A 17367-nucleotide genomic window follows, 5' to 3' on the forward strand; every position below is an offset into this window, starting at 1 on the left:
AGCACAGGGCGCTCACAGGAAAGGCACAGGTACTGTCGGCAAGGTGTCCGGCATGGACCTGACCCGACCCGACGGCTCTCCCCTGCGCGTGCTCGTCGTCGACGACGAGGTGAACATCGCCGAGCTCGTGTCGATGGCGCTGCGCTACGAGGGCTGGGAGGTGCGCGCGGCGCACACCGGCGCGAAGGCGGTCGCCGCCGCCAAGGACCTCAAGCCCGACGCCGTGGTGCTCGACATGATGCTCCCGGACTTCGACGGCCTCGAGGTGCTGCGCCGCATGCGCGCCACCCAGCCCGACCTGCCGGTCGTCTTCCTCACCGCCCGCGACGCCGTCGAGGACCGCATCGCCGGCCTGACCGCCGGCGGCGACGACTACGTCACGAAGCCCTTCTCCCTGGAGGAGCTGGTCGCGCGGCTGCGCGCCCTGATGCGGCGGGCCGGAGCCCAGCAGGCCGTGACGTCGTCCGTCCTGACCGTCGGCGACCTCGAGCTCGACGAGGACAGCCACGAGGTACGCCGCGGCGGGCAGGACGTGACCCTGACCGCGACCGAGTTCGAGCTGCTGCGCTTCATGATGCGCAACCCGCGCCGGGTGCTCAGCAAGGCGCAGATCCTCGACCGGGTCTGGAACTACGACTTCGGCGGCCAGGCCAACGTCGTCGAGCTCTACATCTCCTACCTGCGCAAGAAGATCGACGCCGGGCACGAGCCGATGATCCACACCATGCGCGGCGCCGGGTACGTGCTCAAGCCGGCGTCATGACCAGGCTCCGCGACCGGTTCCGGTCGCTGACGTCGCGGCTGGTCGTCACGACCGTCCTGCTGGTCCTCGTCGTCTCCGTGCTCATCGGTGCATCGACGACGATCGCGATGCGCACCTATCTCTTCGACCAGCTCGACCGCCAGGTGCAGCAGGCCCTGAGCCGCACCATCGACGGGGCAGGTCGCGCTCCCGGCTTCGGGTCCGAGGTCGGCACCGTGGTCGTCGCCCTCCCGGACAGCGGCGAGCCGGCCGGCCAGATGATCAGCGACGACGGCACCGGTCCTCCTGCAAGGAAGACGCTCTCCACGTCGACGGCGCGATCGGTCGCCGACGTCCCGGTCGATGGACACACTCACAGCGTCGAGATCCCCGGGATGGGCACCTACCGCGTGGCTGCCAGCGACGCCTTCGCCGACGGCGACCTCGTGGTCGGCCTGCCGCAGGGTGAGGTCGACCAGACGCTGACCGACCTCATGTGGCTCGAGCTGGCGCTCGCCGTCCTCGCCGTCGTCGTCGCCGCCGGCGCCGCCCTGGTCGTCGTACGCCGCCAGCTGCGCCCGCTGCGCGAGGTGGCCGCGACCGCGCACTCGGTGTCCGAGCTGCCGCTCGCCGAGGGCGAGATCGACCTCACCGAGCGGGTGCCCGAGCACCTCACCGACGAGCGGACCGAGGTCGGCCAGGTCGGCTCCGCCCTCAACGCGCTGCTCGAGCACGTCGAGACGTCGCTGGCCGCCCGGCACCGCAGCGAGCAGCAGGTACGGCAGTTCGTCGCCGACGCCTCGCACGAGCTGCGGACGCCGCTGGCGACGATCGCCGGCTACACCGAGCTCGCCCGTCGACGTCCCGACGACGCCGCGATGCTCGGCACCGCCCTCGACAAGGTCGAGGAGGAGTCCGACCGGATGACCTCGCTGGTCGAGGACCTGCTGCTGCTCGCCCGCCTCGACGCCGGCCGCCCGCTCGAGCGCGAGCCCGTCGACCTGACCCGGCTCCTGGTCGAGGCGGTCTCGGACGCGCGGGTCATCGACCCCGAGCACCGCTGGCGGGTCGACATCCCCGACGACCTGATCGACTCCCCCGCGATGGTCCCCGGCGACGGGCTGCGCCTGCACCAGGTGATCACCAACCTGCTGACCAACGCCCGCAAGCACACGCCGGCCGGGACGACGGTGACCGTCGCGGTCCGCCGCGACGGGTTCGCCGTCCACGACGACGGCCCCGGCTTCCCACCGGACCTGGTCGACCACGCCTTCGAGCGGTTCGCCCGCGGCGACGTCGCGCGGACCCGCGGTCAGGAGATGGGCGTCGGCCTCGGCCTGTCCCTGGTCGACGCGATCGTGTCCGCGCACGGTGGCCGAGTCACGCTCCGGTCGACACCCGGCGACACGACGGTGGACGTCACCCTGGAGGGATGATCCCGACGACCGCGCGCAGCGAGCCCGCGACGATCGCCAGCAGCCGCTCCCGGCTGACGCCGCCGGGGTCGTCGATCCAGGCGAGCACCAGCTCCTCGGTCATGGCCGACCAGCCGCGTACGACGAGCCGGGTGGCCGGGGTGTCGGGGATGATCTCGCCGTCGACGTCCTCGCGGAAGATCCGGCTGTTGAGCGCCGACCGCGCATCGTCGTAGATCGCCCTCAGGCTCTCGTTGCCGCCGGCGGCCGCCTTCACCAACGACACGTAGCCCTCGTGGTTGGCGATCACGTAGTCGACGTACGCCGTCACCGACATCAGCAGCCGCTCCATCGGGTCGCCGTCCGTCGGCGGTGTGGTCTGGGCGATCAGGTCGTCGGCAGCGTGCCGGACCACGGCCTCGTGGAACGCCTGCTTGCTGCCGAAGTAGTGGTAGAGCAGACCCCGGGAGATCCCGGCCTCCTCGGCGAGCAGGTCGATCGACAGCTCGTCGAGCGAGCGGTGGGCCAGCAGCCGGACCCCGAGGTCGAGCAGCTGCTCGCGTCGCTGCTCGGGCGACAACCGGGTGCGGGGGGTGGTGCTCACGTGCTCACTCTATTGACGGTCGTTCAATAACGGAAGTACGGTCGGCGCATGAAGGTGCAACACGTCGACCATCTCATCGTGGGTGCCGGTTTTGCGGGACTCTGCGCCGCGATCAAGCTCCAGGAGGACGGCGAGCGCGACTTCCTCGTCGTCGAGAAGGCCTCCGACGTCGGCGGCACCTGGCGCGACAACACCTACCCGGGCGCGGCGTGCGACGTACCCAGCCAGCTCTACTCGTTCTCCTTCGCGCCCAACCCGGAGTGGAGCAGCTCCTACTCCCCCGGCCCGGAGATACAGGACTACATCCGCGGTGTCGCGGAGCGGTCCGGCACCCTCGACCGCTTCGTGTTCGACACCGCGTTCGACGACGCCTCGTGGGACGAGGCGGCCGGCCGCTGGACGGCGCAGGTCACCGGTCCCGCCGGCCCCCGCACCATCACCGCGACCACGCTGATCCTCGGCGCCGGCGGCCTGTCCGAGCCCAAGCTGCCCGACATCGAGGGCATCGAGGACTTCCAGGGCCACCTCTTCCACTCGGCGCGCTGGGACCACTCCGTCGACCTCACCGGCAAGCGCATCGCCGTGATCGGCACCGGCGCCTCCGCGATCCAGATCGTGCCCGAGATGCAGCAGGTCGCCGGCCACCTCGACGTCTACCAGCGCACCGCGCCGTGGGTGATCCCGCGCAACGACCGGACGTACGGCGCCCTCGAGCGCCGCCTGCTCCGCACCGTGCCGGCCCTGGGCCGGCTCTACCGGACCGGCATCTACTGGGCGCACGAGGGCTACGTGCCGGCGTTCACGATCGAGCCGAGGATGGCCGCGCCGGCCAAGAAGGCCGCGGCCGCCAACATCGCCAAGGGCATCAAGGACCCGGCGCTGCGCGCGAAGGTGACGCCGTACTTCGAGTTCGGCTGCAAGCGGGTGCTCCGCTCCAACACCTACTACCCGGCGCTCGCGGCCGACAACACCGAGCTGGTCACCGACCGGATCGCCAAGGTGACCGGCGACGCGATCGTCACCTCGGACGGCGTCGAGCGGCCGGTCGACGTGCTGGTCGTGGCCACCGGCTTCTACACGACCGAGCTGCCGGTGACCGAGCAGATCACGGGCACGAGCGGCCGGACGCTGGCCGACACCTGGCGCGAGAGCGGGATGGCGGCCTACAAGGGCACCACGATCCCCGGCTTCCCCAACCTCTTCATGCTGGTCGGCCCCAACACCGGCCAGGGACACACCAGCATGGTCTTCATCATCGAGTCGCAGGTCGCCTACGTCCGCGACGCGATCCGCACCATGCGCGCGCGGGGCTGGTCCTCGATCGAGCCGCGGCCCCGGGCCACGAAGCGGTGGAACACCGACCTCCAGCGCCGGATGAGGCGCACCGTGTGGACCCGCGGCGGCTGCTCCAGCTGGTACCTCGACGAGCACGGGCGCAACACGACCCTGTGGCCGAAGTCCACGATCACCTTCCGGCGCCAGCTCGCGCGCTTCGACGCCGACGCCTACGACGTACGACGAACGACCACCTCGACCCGACAGGACGTCCCCGCATGAAGAGCTTCAACGGCAAGGTCGCGGTGATCACGGGCGCGGGCTCCGGCATCGGCCGCGCGCTCGCGGTCGACCTCGCCGGCAGGGGCGCCCGGCTGGCGCTCTCCGACGTCAACGACGACGGGCTCGCCGAAACCGTCGACCTGGTCAAGAACGTGGGAGCCCGCGAGGTGCGCTCCGACCACCTCGACGTGGCCGACCGCGCCGCGTTCGCGGCGTACGCGGCCGTGGTCGTCGAGCACTTCGGCGGCGTCAACCTCGTCATCAACAACGCCGGGGTGGCGCTCGCCGGCGACCTGGTCGACCTCGAGTACCCCGACATGGACTGGATCATGGGGATCAACTTCTGGGGCGTCGTGCACGGCACCAAGGAGTTCCTGCCGCACCTGATCGCCTCCGGCGACGGTCACCTGGTGAACATCTCGTCGCTCTTCGGGCTGATCTCGATGCCCGGCCAGAGCATGTATAACGCCGCGAAGTACGCCGTGCGCGGGCTGTCCGAGGCAGTCCGTGAGGAGATGCTGGTCGCGGGCCACCCGGTGGGCGTGACCGTCGTGCACCCCGGCGGCATCAAGACCGCGATCGCCCGCAACGCCCGCTACTCCGACAAGGAGGACGGCGTCGAGAGCGCGAAGTTCTTCGACAAGAGCCTCGCCCGGATGGCGCCCGAGCGCGCCGCCGAGATCATCCTCAAGGGCGTGGAGACCGACAAGGCGCGGGTGCTGGTGGGCATCGACGCCCACGCCGTGCACCAGCTGGCGAAGCTGCTCGGCTCTCGCTACCAGGACGTGGTCGCCAACCGCGCCAAGAAGCTCGCGCCCACCAAGGTCGTCTAGGGCTCGTCCTGCCGCTTGCGGCGCTCGCGCCGGTTGGCGCGTGACGGCCGCGCGCGGAGCGGGCCCACCAGACGGGGGCCGGCCAGGCGGTTCTCCAGCCGCTGCGCCTCGCGGTGCACCGGCTGCGCGACGTACTCGCCGAGGATCACGCCCGCCGACAGGGCGATCGCGACCGAGGCTGCGGTGATCAGCGCGAGCAGCCCCTCCGACGTCTGCGTGCCGCCCTCCGCGAGCAGGCTGAGGCCGCGGTAGATCGACAGGCCCGGCAGCAGCGGCACGACCGCGGACACGACGATCACCAGCGGCGGGATCCGCAGCCGGGCGGCGATGCCGTAGCTGATGAACCCGACGAACGTGGCGGCGAACGCCGTCGGCCAGGTGCGTCCGAACCCGCCGATGGTGATCGACTGCGAGATCGCCATCGCCGCGGCGGCGATCAGCCCGATCGGCACGAAGCTGCGGCGCGGCGCGTACGACGCGAACGCGAAGCCCGCGGCGCAGATGGCGGCCCCGAGTGCCATCACCGGCACTCCCTTGAGGTCGGCCCCGACGCCGGGCTCGATCTGGCCGACGTCGACCCCGATCACCTCACCGAAGGTCAGGCCGCCGCTGACGCCGGCGATGATGCCGGCGGTGGCGAGCAGCGCCTCCGTGAGCCGCGCACCCGCGGTGACGTAGAAGCCGGACAGGGCGTCCTGCAGGGCGCCCATGAAGCCGATGCCGGCGAGCAGCATGATGATGTTGGCGGTCACGACCAGCGACGGGTCGAGGTCGAGGGGCCGGATGGCCGCCGCGAGCACCGCGATCACCGTCGCGATCCCGCCGCCGGCGACCTGTCGGTAGAACGCCGGCAGTCGGCGCCGCGACATCACCAGCTGGAGCCGGTCGATGCTGACGGCGGCGAAGAAGGCGATCACGACGACCGCCAGGTCACCTCCGAGCTGCAGGCCGACACCCGCGCACATCACGCCCCACCCGAGGCTGACCGCCCAGCGCGGCAGCGCGTGGCCGGACGACACGATCCGGCCCAGGCGCGTGCGGGCCTCCTTGAGGTCGCAGTCGCCGTTGAGCACGTCGCGCGTGAGGTGGTCGACGAGCGTCAGGTCCTCGTAGTCGATGTCGCGGTGCTTGACCTGCCGGATCAGGACGTACGCCGGTTCCTCGGGGTCGGACTGGTAGCTCATCGACAACGACGTGAACGTCACGTCCACCTCGGGGTTGCGGGCGCCGAGCTGCCACGACAGCGACTGCATCGCGGCGGTGACGTCCGCCGCGCCGGCGCCGGACGAGAGCAGCAGCTCACCGACCCGGAGACAGAAGTCCAGGGTCAGGTTGAGCTCGCGTGCTTCGGGCATGGCCGCCATGGTGGCAGTCCCCTGGTGATCGTGCATCGTGTAGACAACGGACGTGGCACACAACCCCGGCGACCCTCTCCGCGTGGTGATGACCAAGTGGGGTGGGCGGCCGCACTGGGAGTTCGACTGCGCCTTCCTCGGCAGCGACGCGCACGGCGACTGGCTGGGCATCGCAGCCGGTACCCGGATGACGCGGCCCGGTGCGTCGTACGTCGCGGAGACCAACCAGCTCGGCCTGGTGCCGGCCTCCGGAGCGGACGACGGTCGTGGCTGGCTCGCGACGTTCCACGACGTCGGCGGACCGCTGCGCGTGTACGTCGACATCACCACGCCACCGGTGTGGGACGGATCCGTCGTGCGCGCCGTCGACCTCGACCTGGACGTCATCTGCGGGCCGACCGGGCGGGTCTGGATCGACGACGAGGACGAGTTCGCGGACCACCGGGTCCGGTTCGGCTACCCCGACGAGGTCGCCCGGGCCGCGGTCGCGTCGTGCGAGAGCGTGCACGCGCAGGTGCTGGCGGGGCGGGCGCCGTACGACGGGGACACCGCGGCGGCGTGGCTCGCCCGCCTGGGAGACGCCCTCCCGCGCTGAGCTGTGGAACGCTGTGCTGCGTGCGCATCGACTTCCACGGATCCCCCGAGCCGACGCTGGGCGTCGAGTGGGAGCTCGCGCTGGTCGACCGGCGCACCCGCGACCTGCGCAACGACGCCACGCACCTCTTCGCGCGGAGCAAGCCGCGGCTGGCCGACCCGGGCAAGCTGCACAAGGAGCTGCTGCGCAACACCGTCGAGGTCGTGAGCGGGGTGTGCCACACGGTCGGCGAGGCGATGGACGACGTGCGCGGCACCCTCGCGGCAGTGATCCCGGCCGGGGACGAGCTCGACATCGATCTCTTCGGGGCGGGCACCCACCCGTTCGCGTCGTGGACCGTGCAGCAGCTCTCGGAGGGCCACCGCTACGAGGAGCTGATCAACCGGACCCAGTGGTGGGGCCGGCAGATGCTGATCTGGGGCGTGCACGTGCACGTCGGGCTGCCGTCGCAGGAGCGGGTGATGCCGGTGCTGTCCGCGCTGCTCAACTACCACCCGCACCTGCAGGCCCTCTCGGCGTCGTCGCCGGTCTGGGCCGGGGTCGACACCGGCTACGCCTCCAACCGGGCACTGATGTTCCAGCAGCTGCCGACCGCGGGGCTGCCCTTCCAGTTCACGAGCTGGTCGGAGTACGAGTCGTTCGTGCAGGACCAGATGACCACCGGCGTCATCGACGAGCTCAACGAGATCCGCTGGGACGTCCGGCCCGCGGCCCACCTCGGGACCCTGGAGAACCGGATCTGCGACGGCGTCTCGACGATCACCGAGCTCGCCGCCCTGACCGCGCTGACGCACTGCCTGGTCGTCGACCTCGACACCCGGCTCGCCGGCGGCGAGGAGCTGCCGGTGCTGCCGCCCTGGCACGTGCAGGAGAACAAGTGGCGCGCGGCCCGCTACGGGCTGGACGCGATCATCATCACCGACGCCGCGTCTCAGGAACGCCTGGTCACCGACGACCTGGCCGACCTCGTCGAGCGCCTCGCCCCGGTGGCCGACCGGCTGGGGTGCTCGGCCGAGCTCGCCTCCGTCCTCGACGTGCCGCGGCGGGGCGCGTCGTACCAACGCCAACGGATCGTGGCGGCCGAGCACGAGGGGGACCTCGTCGCCGTCGTCGACTCGGTGGTCCGCGAGCTGCGCGACAGCCTCTAGCCGTAGCCCTCGGGCGGCGCCACCATCTCGAGGCGTACGCCGAGCAGCCGGACCGCCCGGTCGTGCTCGACCCGGTCGAGCAGGGACACCGCCGCCTCAGCGAGGGCGTCGGGGTCGTTGGTCGGCTCGGGCAGGGTGAGGCTGCGGGTCAGCGTGATGAAGGGCTTGAGCCGGATCTTCAGGCCCACCCGCGCCGCCGGCCTGCCCTCGGCGTCGATGTCGTCGACGACGCGGCGCGCGATGCGGCGTACGGCGTCGGCGACCTCGTCCCAGTCCTCGATGTCGGTCTGGAACGTCTCCTCGCGTCCGTGCGCCCGGGGCACCCACGGCGTCGCGTCGACCGGGCTCGGATCCTCGCCTCGGCCGAGGCGGTGCAGCCAGGGGCCGGTGGACGGCCCGATCTCGGCCGCCAGCACCCGCGCGTCGGAGTGGGCGAGCTGGTCGACCGTGTCGATCCCGAGCCCGGCCAGGCGCTTGCCCGTCTTGGCGCCGATCCCCCACAGCGCCGTGGTCGGGCGCTCGCCCATCACCTCGTCCCAGTTGTCGGCCGTCAGCTGCCAGACGCCACGCGGCTTGCCGAAGTCGGTCGCGATCTTGGCCCGGAGCTTGTTGTCCCCGATGCCGACCGAGCAGTGCAGGTCGGTGGCCTCCAGCACCGCCGCCCGGACGTGGTCGGCGAACGCCCGCGGGTCGCCGAGGTCGCCGTGCCCCGGCCCGGCGCCCAGGAAGGCCTCGTCCCACCCGAGCACCTGGACGACCACCGGCACGCCACCCCACTCCAGCGACCTCAACGTGGCCATCACCTCGTCGGAGGCGACGGTGTAGGCCTCCTTGTCGACCGGCAGGAACACCGCCTCGGGGCACTTGCGAGCGGCCACGCGCAGCGGCATCCCGGAGCCGACACCGAAGGCGCGCGCGGCGTACGACGCCGTCGACACCACGCCCCGCTCCGTCGGGTCACCCCGGCCTCCGACCACCACGGGGAGGCCGGCGAGCTCGGGGTGGCGCAGCACCTCGACGGCTGCCAGGAACTCGTCCAGGTCGACGTGGAGCACCCACCGCTGGCTCATCGCGGTGGCGGCGGCAGCGCGTCCGTGGACTCGAGCTGGCCGAGCCCGGAGACCATCAGCAGGTCGACGACCACCGAGCGCAGCTGCGCGAGGATTGCCTCCGCGGCGAGCACGTCGGTGCGCTCCACGCGGCCGCTGGCCTCACCGACCGCGAGCAGCGGCACCCGCGCGGCCACCGCCATCCGGTCGGCGGCGAGCTCCGCCGACGCCAGGTCCGCGGCGTCGGCGAGGTCGTGCGCCAGGTGGGCGTACGAGCTCGGGACCGGCCGTCGGTGGTAGGCCGCCACGGCGGTCTGTCGGACCAGCACCCGGGTGCTGCGCAGCGCGCGGTCGAGCGGGTCGACCAGCTCGGACATCTTCATCAGGTCACCGCGGTGGCGCACCCGGAACGGGGAGGACGCCACCACCGACAGCCCCTCGTCGGCGGCCGCCTGGAGCTCGCGGATCAGGTAGTCGGTCGAGCGCGCGTCGGCCAGCAGGTCCATCGCCTGCTCGACCTCGCCGTCCTCCATCACCTCCCCCGCGGCACGCAGCAGCGCCGCGATCTTGCGCATCACGACCGCCGCCTGCTCGCGCGGTCGCCGCAGCGGCGCCGCCGGCACCGCCGTCGCCGCCAGCAGCGCGACACCACCGCCGATCACCGCGTCGGTCCACCGGGTGAAGGCCGCGCCCGGGTCGGGCACCAGCGCGGCGACGACGATCGACTGCACGGCCGCCTGGGTGACCAGGAGCTGCCCGCTGTCGAGCAGGAACGCGGCCGTCATCGACAGCGCCACGATCAGGCCGATCTGCCACCACCCGGAGCCGAGCCACGCGACCAGCAGGTCGGCCAGGAACACCCCGACCGCGACGCCGATGGTCACCTCGACGACGCGACGAAGGCGCTGCCCGTAGGAGGTGCCGAGCGCGACGACGGCGGCGACCGGGGCGAAGAACGGCGTCGTGTGCCCGAAGAGGTCGGCCGCGATGAGCCAGGCCACGCCCGCCGCCAGGGCGCACTGGCCGATCTGCCACCACTTGGAGCGCCAGCGCGCGACCCTGGACCTGGCCGACGTGCGGCCGCGATCCCACATCCGGTCGAGCGGACCCGCCTCCATGGCCGCGATCCTGTCATGACCGGACCTACGGGGCGTGCGCCCAGTCCAGCGCCTGCTGGAGGTCGGCGAGGTCGCGGTACCAGGTGCGGACCTCGACCCGGCAGCGCACCCGGTCGATGCGCTTGTCGTACTCACCGCACTCGGCCCGCGCCTCCGAGTCGGTCGGCGGGTAGAGCGAGGTCCCGTCGTAGTGCTGGATCTCGAAGCCGTTGGCCGCGTCACCGGTCACCGCGACGATCGTGTCGCCCGGCGGCCCGCCGTCGTCGCCGGAGCCGGCCGCGATCGCGGTCACCCCGAACCCGCAGCCGAGGGTGGCCGCGACGACGGCGACGGTCAGGACGATCAGATGACGCATGGATGCTCCCGAGGTTGACGCACCGGCCCATCCGGTGCGCCGACGACGCTAGGAGCGGACGGGGACGTCCGCCGGGCCGACGCAGGCCCCCTGTGGGGACCGGTGTCGGAAGCCGCTCTGTGGACGAGACCCGGCCCGCGCCGGGCTCAGCCGGCGAGCTCCACCGAGATCGTCGTGTCGTCGCACCCGGCGGCGAGGGAGGTCAGCGCGCTCTTCTCGGCGCTGTCGACGCTGAGCGCCCAGCGGTGCTTCACGGCCACCCACTCGCGCACGTAGCGGCACCGCTGCTGGGCGGGCAGCCACTCGGCCGGGTCCTGGTCGCTCTTCGTCTGGTTCACGGAGTCGGTGACGGCCACCAGGGTCCGGTAGTCGCCCAGGTCGTTGGCGTAGGACTCCCGCTTCGCGCTCGACCAGCTCCGCGCCCCGGAGTCCCAGGCCTCGGCGAGGGGCACCATGTGGTCGATGTCGAGATCCGCCGGAGCGGTCTGGGAGACCCCGTCGTAGTAGGAGTACCAGCGCCCACCGCTCAGCGCGCATCCCGACCCGACCGACGGCGCCTCCTCGGCCTCCGCGATCAGCACCTCGTAGCGGGTGTTGCAGCCGTCCCCGTCGGCGTCGACCCAGAGGGTGAACAGGTCCCGGTCGTACCCCGTGCGCACCTCGCCCGCGACCGGCAGGTCCGCAACGGCCTGGCTCAGTGGGGCGGAGTAGGTCGCGGCCTGGGCCGCGGTGGGGACGGCGACAAGACCGGTGACGACCAGGACGACGAGCAACAGGCGACGCAGCATGAGACCTCCCGAGAGGGGCTGGAGCGGGCGCTTCGACCTCATCGCGGACGGCCGCCCCGCCGCAACGGTGAAACCCCTTGCATCCCGGGTTCTCGGAGGTGCCGGCTGGGTACAGACCGCTCGTGGACACACGCGCGCCCGGGGACCTGCTCGACAGCAGGTACGAGCTGATCGAACGGATCGGCTCCGGCGGCATGGGGACGGTCTTCCGCGCGCGGGACACCCGGTTGGACCGGATCGTCGCGGTCAAGCTGCTCCACCACGGACGCGAGGTCGACGACGTCACGCGGTCCCGGCTCCAGGCCGAGGCCAGGTTCGCCGGCGGGCTGCAGCACCCAGGGATCGTCCAGGTCTACGACTACGGCGAGGCGCCCGGCGAGGGCGGGCCGACGCCGTACGTCGTGATGCAGCACGTCGAGGGGACGCCCGTGTCGGAGGTGCTCCGTCAGCGGGGACCTCTGGACCCCGCGACCGTCGCCACCCTGCTCGACGAGCTCGCCCAGGCGCTGGCCGTCGCGCACGCCTCCGGGATCGTGCACCGCGACCTGAAGCCCTCCAACATCCTCGTGACCGGCACCGGCCGCGCCGTCCTCGTCGACTTCGGCGTGGCCCGCTCCGACACGACCGAGCCGCTGACCGAGACCGGCCAGATCATCGGCTCGGCCGACTACCTCAGCCCCGAGCAGGTGCGGGGCCAGCGCGCCACGGCGGCGTCCGACATCTACGCCCTCGGCATCGTGGCCCACCAGTGCCTGAGCGGCACGTCGCCCTTCCGCCGGGAGACCCAGGCGGCGACCCTGCTCGCCCGCCTGAACGACGACGCCCCGGAGCTGGGGACCGACGTGCCCGCCCCGATGCGGACGCTGGTCGGCACGATGCTGTCGCCGGAGCCGGGCGACCGGCCGACGGCCGCCGAGGTGGCCCAGCGGGTGGCGATGCTCGACCAGCAGCCGACCGTCGTGCTGCCCCCGATGCCCGCCGCGGTCGCCACTCCTCACCGGTTCTTCGACCGTCGTCGGCTGGTCGCCATCGCCGCGGCGGCCGTGCTGCTGCTCGGGGTGGGCACCACGCTCGTCGTCCTCAACGGCGACGACGCGACCCCGCCCGCCGGGGCCGCGGAGGAGCTCGTGGTGCCGAGCGTCCGGGGCGACCAGGTCGCCGCCGCGGCCAAGGAGCTCCGCGCGGCCGGCTTCGACGTCGTACGGCGTCCGGTCGACGGATCGGCCGCGCGCGGCGTCGTGCTCCGCCAGTCCCCGGGACCGGGCGTGTACGACGGCGGCGAGCCCGCGACCGTCGTGCTGCGGGTGTCCACGGGCCCCGCCGCGACCGCTGTCACGGCGTCGGCCTCCTCGTCCGCGTCGGCGGCCGCGAAGTCAGCTCCGCCGGCGACGCCGGTCACCCACCCCCACGGCAAGAAGCCGAAGAAGCCCAAGGGCCCGAAGGGTCCGGCGCACCCGAAGGGTCCCAAGCCCGGCAAGCACAAGCCCTGACGCGGATCAGGGGCTGGTGAGCCGGTTGACCTCGCTCGCCTTCTGGATGTGGTCCGCGAGGAGCACGCCGTCGACCAGCACCGGCTTGCCCCGGGAGACGACCGTGATCGTGAGCGTCCGTGCCTTGAGGTCGCCGGAAGCAAGCAGCTTCTTGGCAAGGTACGCCGTGCGGCGGCGCACCGGCCCCGAGGTGTCGATCGTGCCGATGCTGTGACCGTTGAGGCGGACGACGACGGTGCCGCCGTTCGGGACCCGCTTGACCAGGAGCAGCATCCGCTGGAGCGAGTAGCGCTCGAAGGTCAAGGTGGCACCCGCCTTCCGTGTCCGCAGCAGCGTGTGGTTGTGGCTGTCGCGGTCCCAGACCTTCGTCCACCCCTTCGACCGCTCCAGTTCACGCTCGTCGAGCGGTGCCGTCACGCACGAGCCGTTGCCGGCAAACAGGCGCCCGGCGCTCTCGTGGTTGCCCACGGCATCGACTCCCTGGACCCCGAGGCACCGAGTGTGCCCCGGCTCCACCGTGAGCTTGCTGGTGGTAGCCGTCGTCGGCTTGACCGGCGTGTCCCAGTCCTCCAGGCCGCTGAACGAGCGCGGGCCCCTGTCGCTGATCCGGAAGCGGTAGGACGGTACGGCGCTCCAGTTGTCGAGCGGGGCGGACCAGCGCGCGATCGCCGTACCGGAGAACGCGGCAGCCGGGACGACCGAGTACATGGACCGCGGCGCCTCGGCGTCGAGAGCCGCGATACGCACACCCGGGGTGCCGTCCAACCAGGCGAACGCGTCGCTCGGCGCAACGATCGATGCGGCGGCGGCGTCCTCGACCGTCCCCAGGGTCGCGACCGGGCCGAGCGTGGGACCGGTGGTCCTGGCCTGCATCGTGCAGCCGGCGGCCGCCGGCCGGCACCAGATCGCGACGGCGTCGTCACGAGCGGCGAACTGCCGTGCCGCGAGCACGCCCGGACCGGACGCGACCGTGACGGGAGCGGACCACGGGCCGTTGCGCTCGCTCTCCGTGGCCCTCAGCACGACCCAGGTGTCGCCGCGCTGCTCGCGCCAGGTCACGAACCGGTTCGCGGCTCCGGGTTCGTGGGCCCAGCCGACGACGGGCTGCGCGGCGTCACCGGTGCCGGTGGACACGGTGCGCACGTGCCACTTCCCCGTGTCGGCATCGGCATCGCCGACGCGGACCACCGCCGGGCCGTCGGTCCCTTCCTCGGTCCACGTCACCAGCCCGTCCTCGTTGGTCCCGAGCGACGAGGCCGTCGCGCCCGCGGCGCTGAGGGCGACCGGCGCCTCGCCTGTCCTGCCCCTCGACGCCCACGCCCGCGGGGTGCCACCGGGCGCCCGGGAGATCCACACGAAGAACTGCGTGACGCCCCCTTCGCGGAGCTCGGACTCCGTAGCCACGAGGTCCAGGTAGGTCACGTCAGCCGTCGGCACGACGACTCGGTGCGCCGATGGGTCCTCGGAGGAGACGAGACGCTGACCGCCTTCGACCGGCTCTGCCCAGACGACGCCCTGCCCGGAGCCGTGGGCCACCCCCGGGACCGCGTCGCCCAGGGGGCGCGGGCCGTCTGCGTCCAGGACGAACAGCTGGTCGCCGACGGTGTAGGCGTCGGGCCCGTACCTGCCCGTGTCGTCGATCACCGCATCACTCGCGGGATCGGCCCGGACCGTGGGCTCGGTCCACGTCCCGTCCGCCGATCGCGCGGCCGACAGGATGTCCCCGGACGCCGCATCCACCCACAGCAGCGAGGCGCCCCTGACGTGCAGCTGGGTGACTCCCTCGACGTCCGGGAGGTCGGCCGGGTCGACCCAGGTCGGCGCTCCACTGGCGGACCCCGTGGGCAACACCACCACCAGCGACAGGACGAGCCCGGCGGCAACGGTCACGGCGGTGCGCTTCACTGAGGTCACGTTACGGACAGCGCGCGACGGGCCGAGAGCGTTACATCCTTGTGGCGGCCGTCACGAGGATGCACACTCGGACGCCACACCTATGTGAGGGGCGATGTGGGCTCGCTGATCGATCCGACGGGGACGGCTTTCCTCCTCGTCGAGAACCGCTCCATGCCGATGCACGTCGGCGGCCTCCAGCTCTTCGAGAAGCCGGAGGGTGCGGGCCGCAGCTACGGCCGTGAGATGTACGAGTCGATGCGTGACGTCGAGGAGATCGCGCCGCTCTTCCTCAAGCGGCCCCATCGCTCGATCTCGACGGCCGGTCAGCTGACCTGGGTCGAGGACGAGCAGTTCGACATCGACCACCACGTCCGGCACAGCGCGCTGCCGAAGCCGGGCCGGATCCGCGAGCTGCTCGACCTCAGCAGCCGGCTGCACAGCACCCGGCTCGCCTGGGAGCGGCCGCTGTGGGAGGCACACGTCATCGAGGGCCTGCGCGACGGGCGGGTGGCGCTCTACACGAAGGTCCACCACTCGCTGGTCGACGGCATCTCGGCGATGCGGCTGGTGCAGAGCACGCTCAGCCCCGACCCCGACCTGCGCGACATGCCGCCGCCGTGGGACGCCCGGACCCGCCGCGGCCGCACCAAGGCACCGCGCGAGCAGACCGAGCTCTCCGAGATCCCGACCATGGCCCTGCGTTCGGCGCTGGGCATCACCGCCGAGGCCGCGGGCCTGCCGGGCGCGCTGATCAAGACCATCAGCAAGGGCGTGCGCAACGAGACCTCGTCGCTCTCGCTCTACGCACCGCGCACGATCTTCAACGAGAAGATCACCGGCTCACGACGGTTCGCCGCGCAGGACTGGCCGATCGAGCGGCTGCAGGCGATCGGCCAGGCGACCGGGACGACGCTCAACGACATCGTGCTCGCGATGTGCGGCGGCGCCGTACGCCGCTACCTGCTCGAGCTCGGCGCGCTCCCCGACACGCCCCTCGTCGCGATGGTGCCGATCGGGCTCAAGGCCAAGGAGTCCCACATCGCCTCCACCGAGGGCGGCAACGCCGTCGGCTCGGTGATGTGCCAGCTCGGCACCGACCTGGAGGACCCGATCGACCGCCTCATGGTGATCCACACCGCCATGCAGGACGGCAAGGAGGCGCTGTCGACCATGACGCCCCTCCAGATCATGGCGATGAGCGCGCTCGGCCAGGCGCCGGCGATCGCCGCACCGATGCTGCGGATGTCGGGCCTGGTGCGGCCGCCGTACAACCTGATCATCAGCAACGTCCCCGGGCCGCGCGAGACGCAGTACTGGAACGGCGCCAAGCTGGTCGGCCACTACCCGCTGTCGATCCCGATCAACGGGATGGCCCTCAACATCACGTGCATCTCGTACGACGGCAACCTGGGCTTCGGCCTGATCGGCTGCCGCCGGACGGTGCCGCACCTGCAGCGGCTACTGACCTACCTCGACGGCGAGCTGGTCGCGCTGGAGAAGGCCGCCGGCGTCTGACGGCGCGTCCGCGCGCGCACCGCTGCGCTCGGCACCGACCCCCGCCGCAACCACGAACCCGACACCGACGACGCCGAGCAGGTTCGGCACCTGGTGCAGCGCGGCGAACCCGATGACCAACGCAAACGCCGGCTCCAGCGCCATCAGCGTGCCGAACGCGCCGGCGGTGAGGCGACGGAGGGCCAGCAGCTCGAGCGTGAACGGTACGACGGGCAGCAGGATCGCCAGCCCCAGACCGATGAGCACCAGCTCCGGCGTCAGCTGCCCGATGACGCCCGGTCCGGCGACGACGGTCGCGACCAGTGCCGCGACCGGCATGGAGATCGACAGCCCGGCGATCCCGCTGACGTGGTCGCCGACCCGCTGGGTGAGCAGGATGTACGCCGCCCAGCAGGCGGCCGCGCCGAGTGCGTAGGCGACCCCCACCGGGTCGGCGGCACCGGCCCAGGGTTGGGTCAGGCACAGCACCCCGACGGCGGCGAGCAGTGCCCACAGGCGCCCGGTCCCCCGGCTGCGGACCACCGCGACACCGAGCGGCCCGAGGAACTCCAGCGCGCTCGCCGTACCCAAGGGCAGGCGGGCGACCGCCGCCATGAACAGCATGGTGAGCCCGGCGGTGACGACGCCGAGGGCGATGCCGGCGCGCAGCGCCTCGCGGCTGAACGCCGATGCGCGCGGCCGGACGATGGCCAGCATGAGCAGGCCGGCCCAGGTCAGCCGGAGCCAGGCCGCACCCTCGGCGCCCACGTGGTCGATCAGGCCGACGGAGGCGGCCAGGCCGAGCTGGACGCAGAGCATGGAGACCATCGCCATCGAGGCACCGGTCCGGGACTGGGACTTCATGTCCCTCAGTAGAGACCCGGAGATCCGTACACGTCCACGTGTCTTTGCTGGACATATCGTTCAG

The 17367-nt window shown here is 72.2% G+C and carries 16 protein-coding genes; 8 read left to right on the top strand and 8 right to left on the bottom strand.

Going from position 1 to position 17367, the window contains the following annotated elements:
- Positions 1 to 52: 52 nt before the first annotated feature.
- A complete protein-coding gene (locus tag ABEA34_RS06415; protein WP_345520408.1) occupies positions 53 to 763 on the top strand; it encodes a response regulator transcription factor in 711 nt (236 codons plus the stop codon).
- Positions 760 to 2178, top strand: coding sequence for a sensor histidine kinase (locus ABEA34_RS06420; protein ID WP_345520409.1), 1419 nt, complete (start codon positions 760 to 762; stop codon positions 2176 to 2178). The genes ABEA34_RS06415 and ABEA34_RS06420 overlap by 4 nt, the downstream gene beginning before the upstream one ends.
- On the opposite strand, the gene ABEA34_RS06425 is transcribed toward ABEA34_RS06420, so the two are convergent.
- The gene (locus tag ABEA34_RS06425; RefSeq protein WP_345520410.1) at positions 2162 to 2761 is read right to left on the bottom strand and encodes a TetR/AcrR family transcriptional regulator; all 600 of its coding nucleotides are present in this window, start codon (positions 2759 to 2761) and stop codon (positions 2162 to 2164) included. The genes ABEA34_RS06420 and ABEA34_RS06425 overlap by 17 nt on opposite strands.
- Positions 2762 to 2809: 48 nt before the next feature.
- Here ABEA34_RS06425 and ABEA34_RS06430 point away from each other — a divergent pair, with 48 nt between their 5' ends.
- Positions 2810 to 4318, top strand: coding sequence for a flavin-containing monooxygenase (locus tag ABEA34_RS06430; RefSeq protein ID WP_345520411.1), 1509 nt, complete (start codon positions 2810 to 2812; stop codon positions 4316 to 4318).
- Positions 4315 to 5151 (top strand): SDR family NAD(P)-dependent oxidoreductase, encoded by an 837-nt coding sequence (locus tag ABEA34_RS06435; protein ID WP_345520412.1) that lies wholly within the window; start codon positions 4315 to 4317, stop codon positions 5149 to 5151. The genes ABEA34_RS06430 and ABEA34_RS06435 overlap by 4 nt, the downstream gene beginning before the upstream one ends.
- Here the strand turns inward: ABEA34_RS06435 and ABEA34_RS06440 are convergent.
- The gene (locus ABEA34_RS06440; protein WP_345520413.1) at positions 5148 to 6506 is read right to left on the bottom strand and encodes a threonine/serine exporter family protein; all 1359 of its coding nucleotides are present in this window, start codon (positions 6504 to 6506) and stop codon (positions 5148 to 5150) included. The genes ABEA34_RS06435 and ABEA34_RS06440 overlap by 4 nt on opposite strands.
- Before the next feature lie 52 nt (positions 6507 to 6558).
- On the opposite strand from ABEA34_RS06440, the gene ABEA34_RS06445 reads away from it, so the two are divergent.
- Positions 6559 to 7101 carry a DUF402 domain-containing protein gene (locus ABEA34_RS06445; protein WP_345520414.1) on the top strand — a complete coding sequence of 181 codons (543 nt, stop codon included), beginning with the start codon at positions 6559 to 6561 and terminating at the stop codon, positions 7099 to 7101.
- A gap of 20 nt (positions 7102 to 7121) precedes the next feature.
- Entirely contained in the window at positions 7122 to 8249 is a 1128-nt protein-coding gene (locus ABEA34_RS06450; RefSeq protein WP_345520415.1) for a glutamate--cysteine ligase, read from the top strand.
- Here the strand turns inward: ABEA34_RS06450 and ABEA34_RS06455 are convergent.
- The 4 genes from ABEA34_RS06455 to ABEA34_RS06470 all read right to left on the bottom strand — a co-directional run bounded on the left by ABEA34_RS06455 (position 8246) and on the right by ABEA34_RS06470 (position 11559).
- Entirely contained in the window at positions 8246 to 9319 is a 1074-nt protein-coding gene (locus tag ABEA34_RS06455) for a DNA polymerase IV (RefSeq protein WP_345520416.1), read from the bottom strand. The genes ABEA34_RS06450 and ABEA34_RS06455 overlap by 4 nt on opposite strands.
- On the bottom strand, positions 9316 to 10416 hold the full coding sequence (locus ABEA34_RS06460) for an FUSC family protein (protein WP_345520417.1): 1101 nt from the start codon (positions 10414 to 10416) through the stop codon (positions 9316 to 9318). Before ABEA34_RS06460 ends, ABEA34_RS06455 begins: the two co-directional genes overlap by 4 nt.
- Before the next feature lie 25 nt (positions 10417 to 10441).
- Positions 10442 to 10771 carry a hypothetical protein gene (locus tag ABEA34_RS06465; RefSeq protein ID WP_345520418.1) on the bottom strand — a complete coding sequence of 110 codons (330 nt, stop codon included), beginning with the start codon at positions 10769 to 10771 and terminating at the stop codon, positions 10442 to 10444.
- 146 nt (positions 10772 to 10917) lie between these two features.
- Positions 10918 to 11559, bottom strand: a complete 642-nt coding sequence (locus ABEA34_RS06470; RefSeq protein ID WP_345520419.1) for an HNH endonuclease family protein — start codon at positions 11557 to 11559, stop codon at positions 10918 to 10920.
- Between the two features lie 122 nt (positions 11560 to 11681).
- Between ABEA34_RS06470 and ABEA34_RS06475 the strand changes: the two genes are divergently transcribed.
- Positions 11682 to 13049, top strand: a complete 1368-nt coding sequence (locus tag ABEA34_RS06475) for a serine/threonine-protein kinase (protein ID WP_345520420.1) — start codon at positions 11682 to 11684, stop codon at positions 13047 to 13049.
- Between the two features lie 6 nt (positions 13050 to 13055).
- On the opposite strand, the gene ABEA34_RS06480 is transcribed toward ABEA34_RS06475, so the two are convergent.
- Positions 13056 to 14954, bottom strand: a complete 1899-nt coding sequence (locus ABEA34_RS06480; protein WP_345520421.1) for a hypothetical protein — start codon at positions 14952 to 14954, stop codon at positions 13056 to 13058.
- A gap of 162 nt (positions 14955 to 15116) precedes the next feature.
- On the opposite strand from ABEA34_RS06480, the gene ABEA34_RS06485 reads away from it, so the two are divergent.
- A complete protein-coding gene (locus ABEA34_RS06485) occupies positions 15117 to 16460 on the top strand; it encodes a WS/DGAT/MGAT family O-acyltransferase (protein ID WP_425576861.1) in 1344 nt (447 codons plus the stop codon).
- Here the strand turns inward: ABEA34_RS06485 and ABEA34_RS06490 are convergent.
- Complete coding sequence (locus ABEA34_RS06490; RefSeq protein WP_345520423.1) at positions 16404 to 17303, bottom strand: EamA family transporter; 900 nt, start codon at positions 17301 to 17303, stop codon at positions 16404 to 16406. The genes ABEA34_RS06485 and ABEA34_RS06490 overlap by 57 nt on opposite strands.
- Positions 17304 to 17367 lie beyond the last annotated feature (64 nt).

Origin of the sequence: Nocardioides conyzicola (genome assembly GCF_039543825.1) — a bacterium.
GTDB lineage: Bacteria > Actinomycetota > Actinomycetes > Propionibacteriales > Nocardioidaceae > Nocardioides > Nocardioides conyzicola.

What these genes read in the sequence shown, in the direction of transcription:
- ABEA34_RS06415 (WP_345520408.1), top strand. Translation starts at nt 53, where the DNA reads ATGGACCTGACCCGACCCGACGGCTCTCCCCTGCGCGTGCTCGTCGTC.
- ABEA34_RS06420 (WP_345520409.1), top strand. Translation starts at nt 760, where the DNA reads ATGACCAGGCTCCGCGACCGGTTCCGGTCGCTGACGTCGCGGCTGGTC.
- ABEA34_RS06430 (WP_345520411.1), top strand. Translation starts at nt 2,810, where the DNA reads ATGAAGGTGCAACACGTCGACCATCTCATCGTGGGTGCCGGTTTTGCG.
- ABEA34_RS06435 (WP_345520412.1), top strand. Translation starts at nt 4,315, where the DNA reads ATGAAGAGCTTCAACGGCAAGGTCGCGGTGATCACGGGCGCGGGCTCC.
- ABEA34_RS06440 (WP_345520413.1), bottom strand. Translation starts at nt 6,506, where the DNA reads ATGCCCGAAGCACGCGAGCTCAACCTGACCCTGGACTTCTGTCTCCGG.
- ABEA34_RS06455 (WP_345520416.1), bottom strand. Translation starts at nt 9,319, where the DNA reads ATGAGCCAGCGGTGGGTGCTCCACGTCGACCTGGACGAGTTCCTGGCA.
- ABEA34_RS06460 (WP_345520417.1), bottom strand. Translation starts at nt 10,416, where the DNA reads ATGGAGGCGGGTCCGCTCGACCGGATGTGGGATCGCGGCCGCACGTCG.
- ABEA34_RS06465 (WP_345520418.1), bottom strand. Translation starts at nt 10,771, where the DNA reads ATGCGTCATCTGATCGTCCTGACCGTCGCCGTCGTCGCGGCCACCCTC.
- ABEA34_RS06470 (WP_345520419.1), bottom strand. Translation starts at nt 11,559, where the DNA reads ATGCTGCGTCGCCTGTTGCTCGTCGTCCTGGTCGTCACCGGTCTTGTC.
- ABEA34_RS06485 (WP_425576861.1), top strand. Translation starts at nt 15,117, where the DNA reads ATGCCGATGCACGTCGGCGGCCTCCAGCTCTTCGAGAAGCCGGAGGGT.
- ABEA34_RS06490 (WP_345520423.1), bottom strand. Translation starts at nt 17,303, where the DNA reads ATGAAGTCCCAGTCCCGGACCGGTGCCTCGATGGCGATGGTCTCCATG.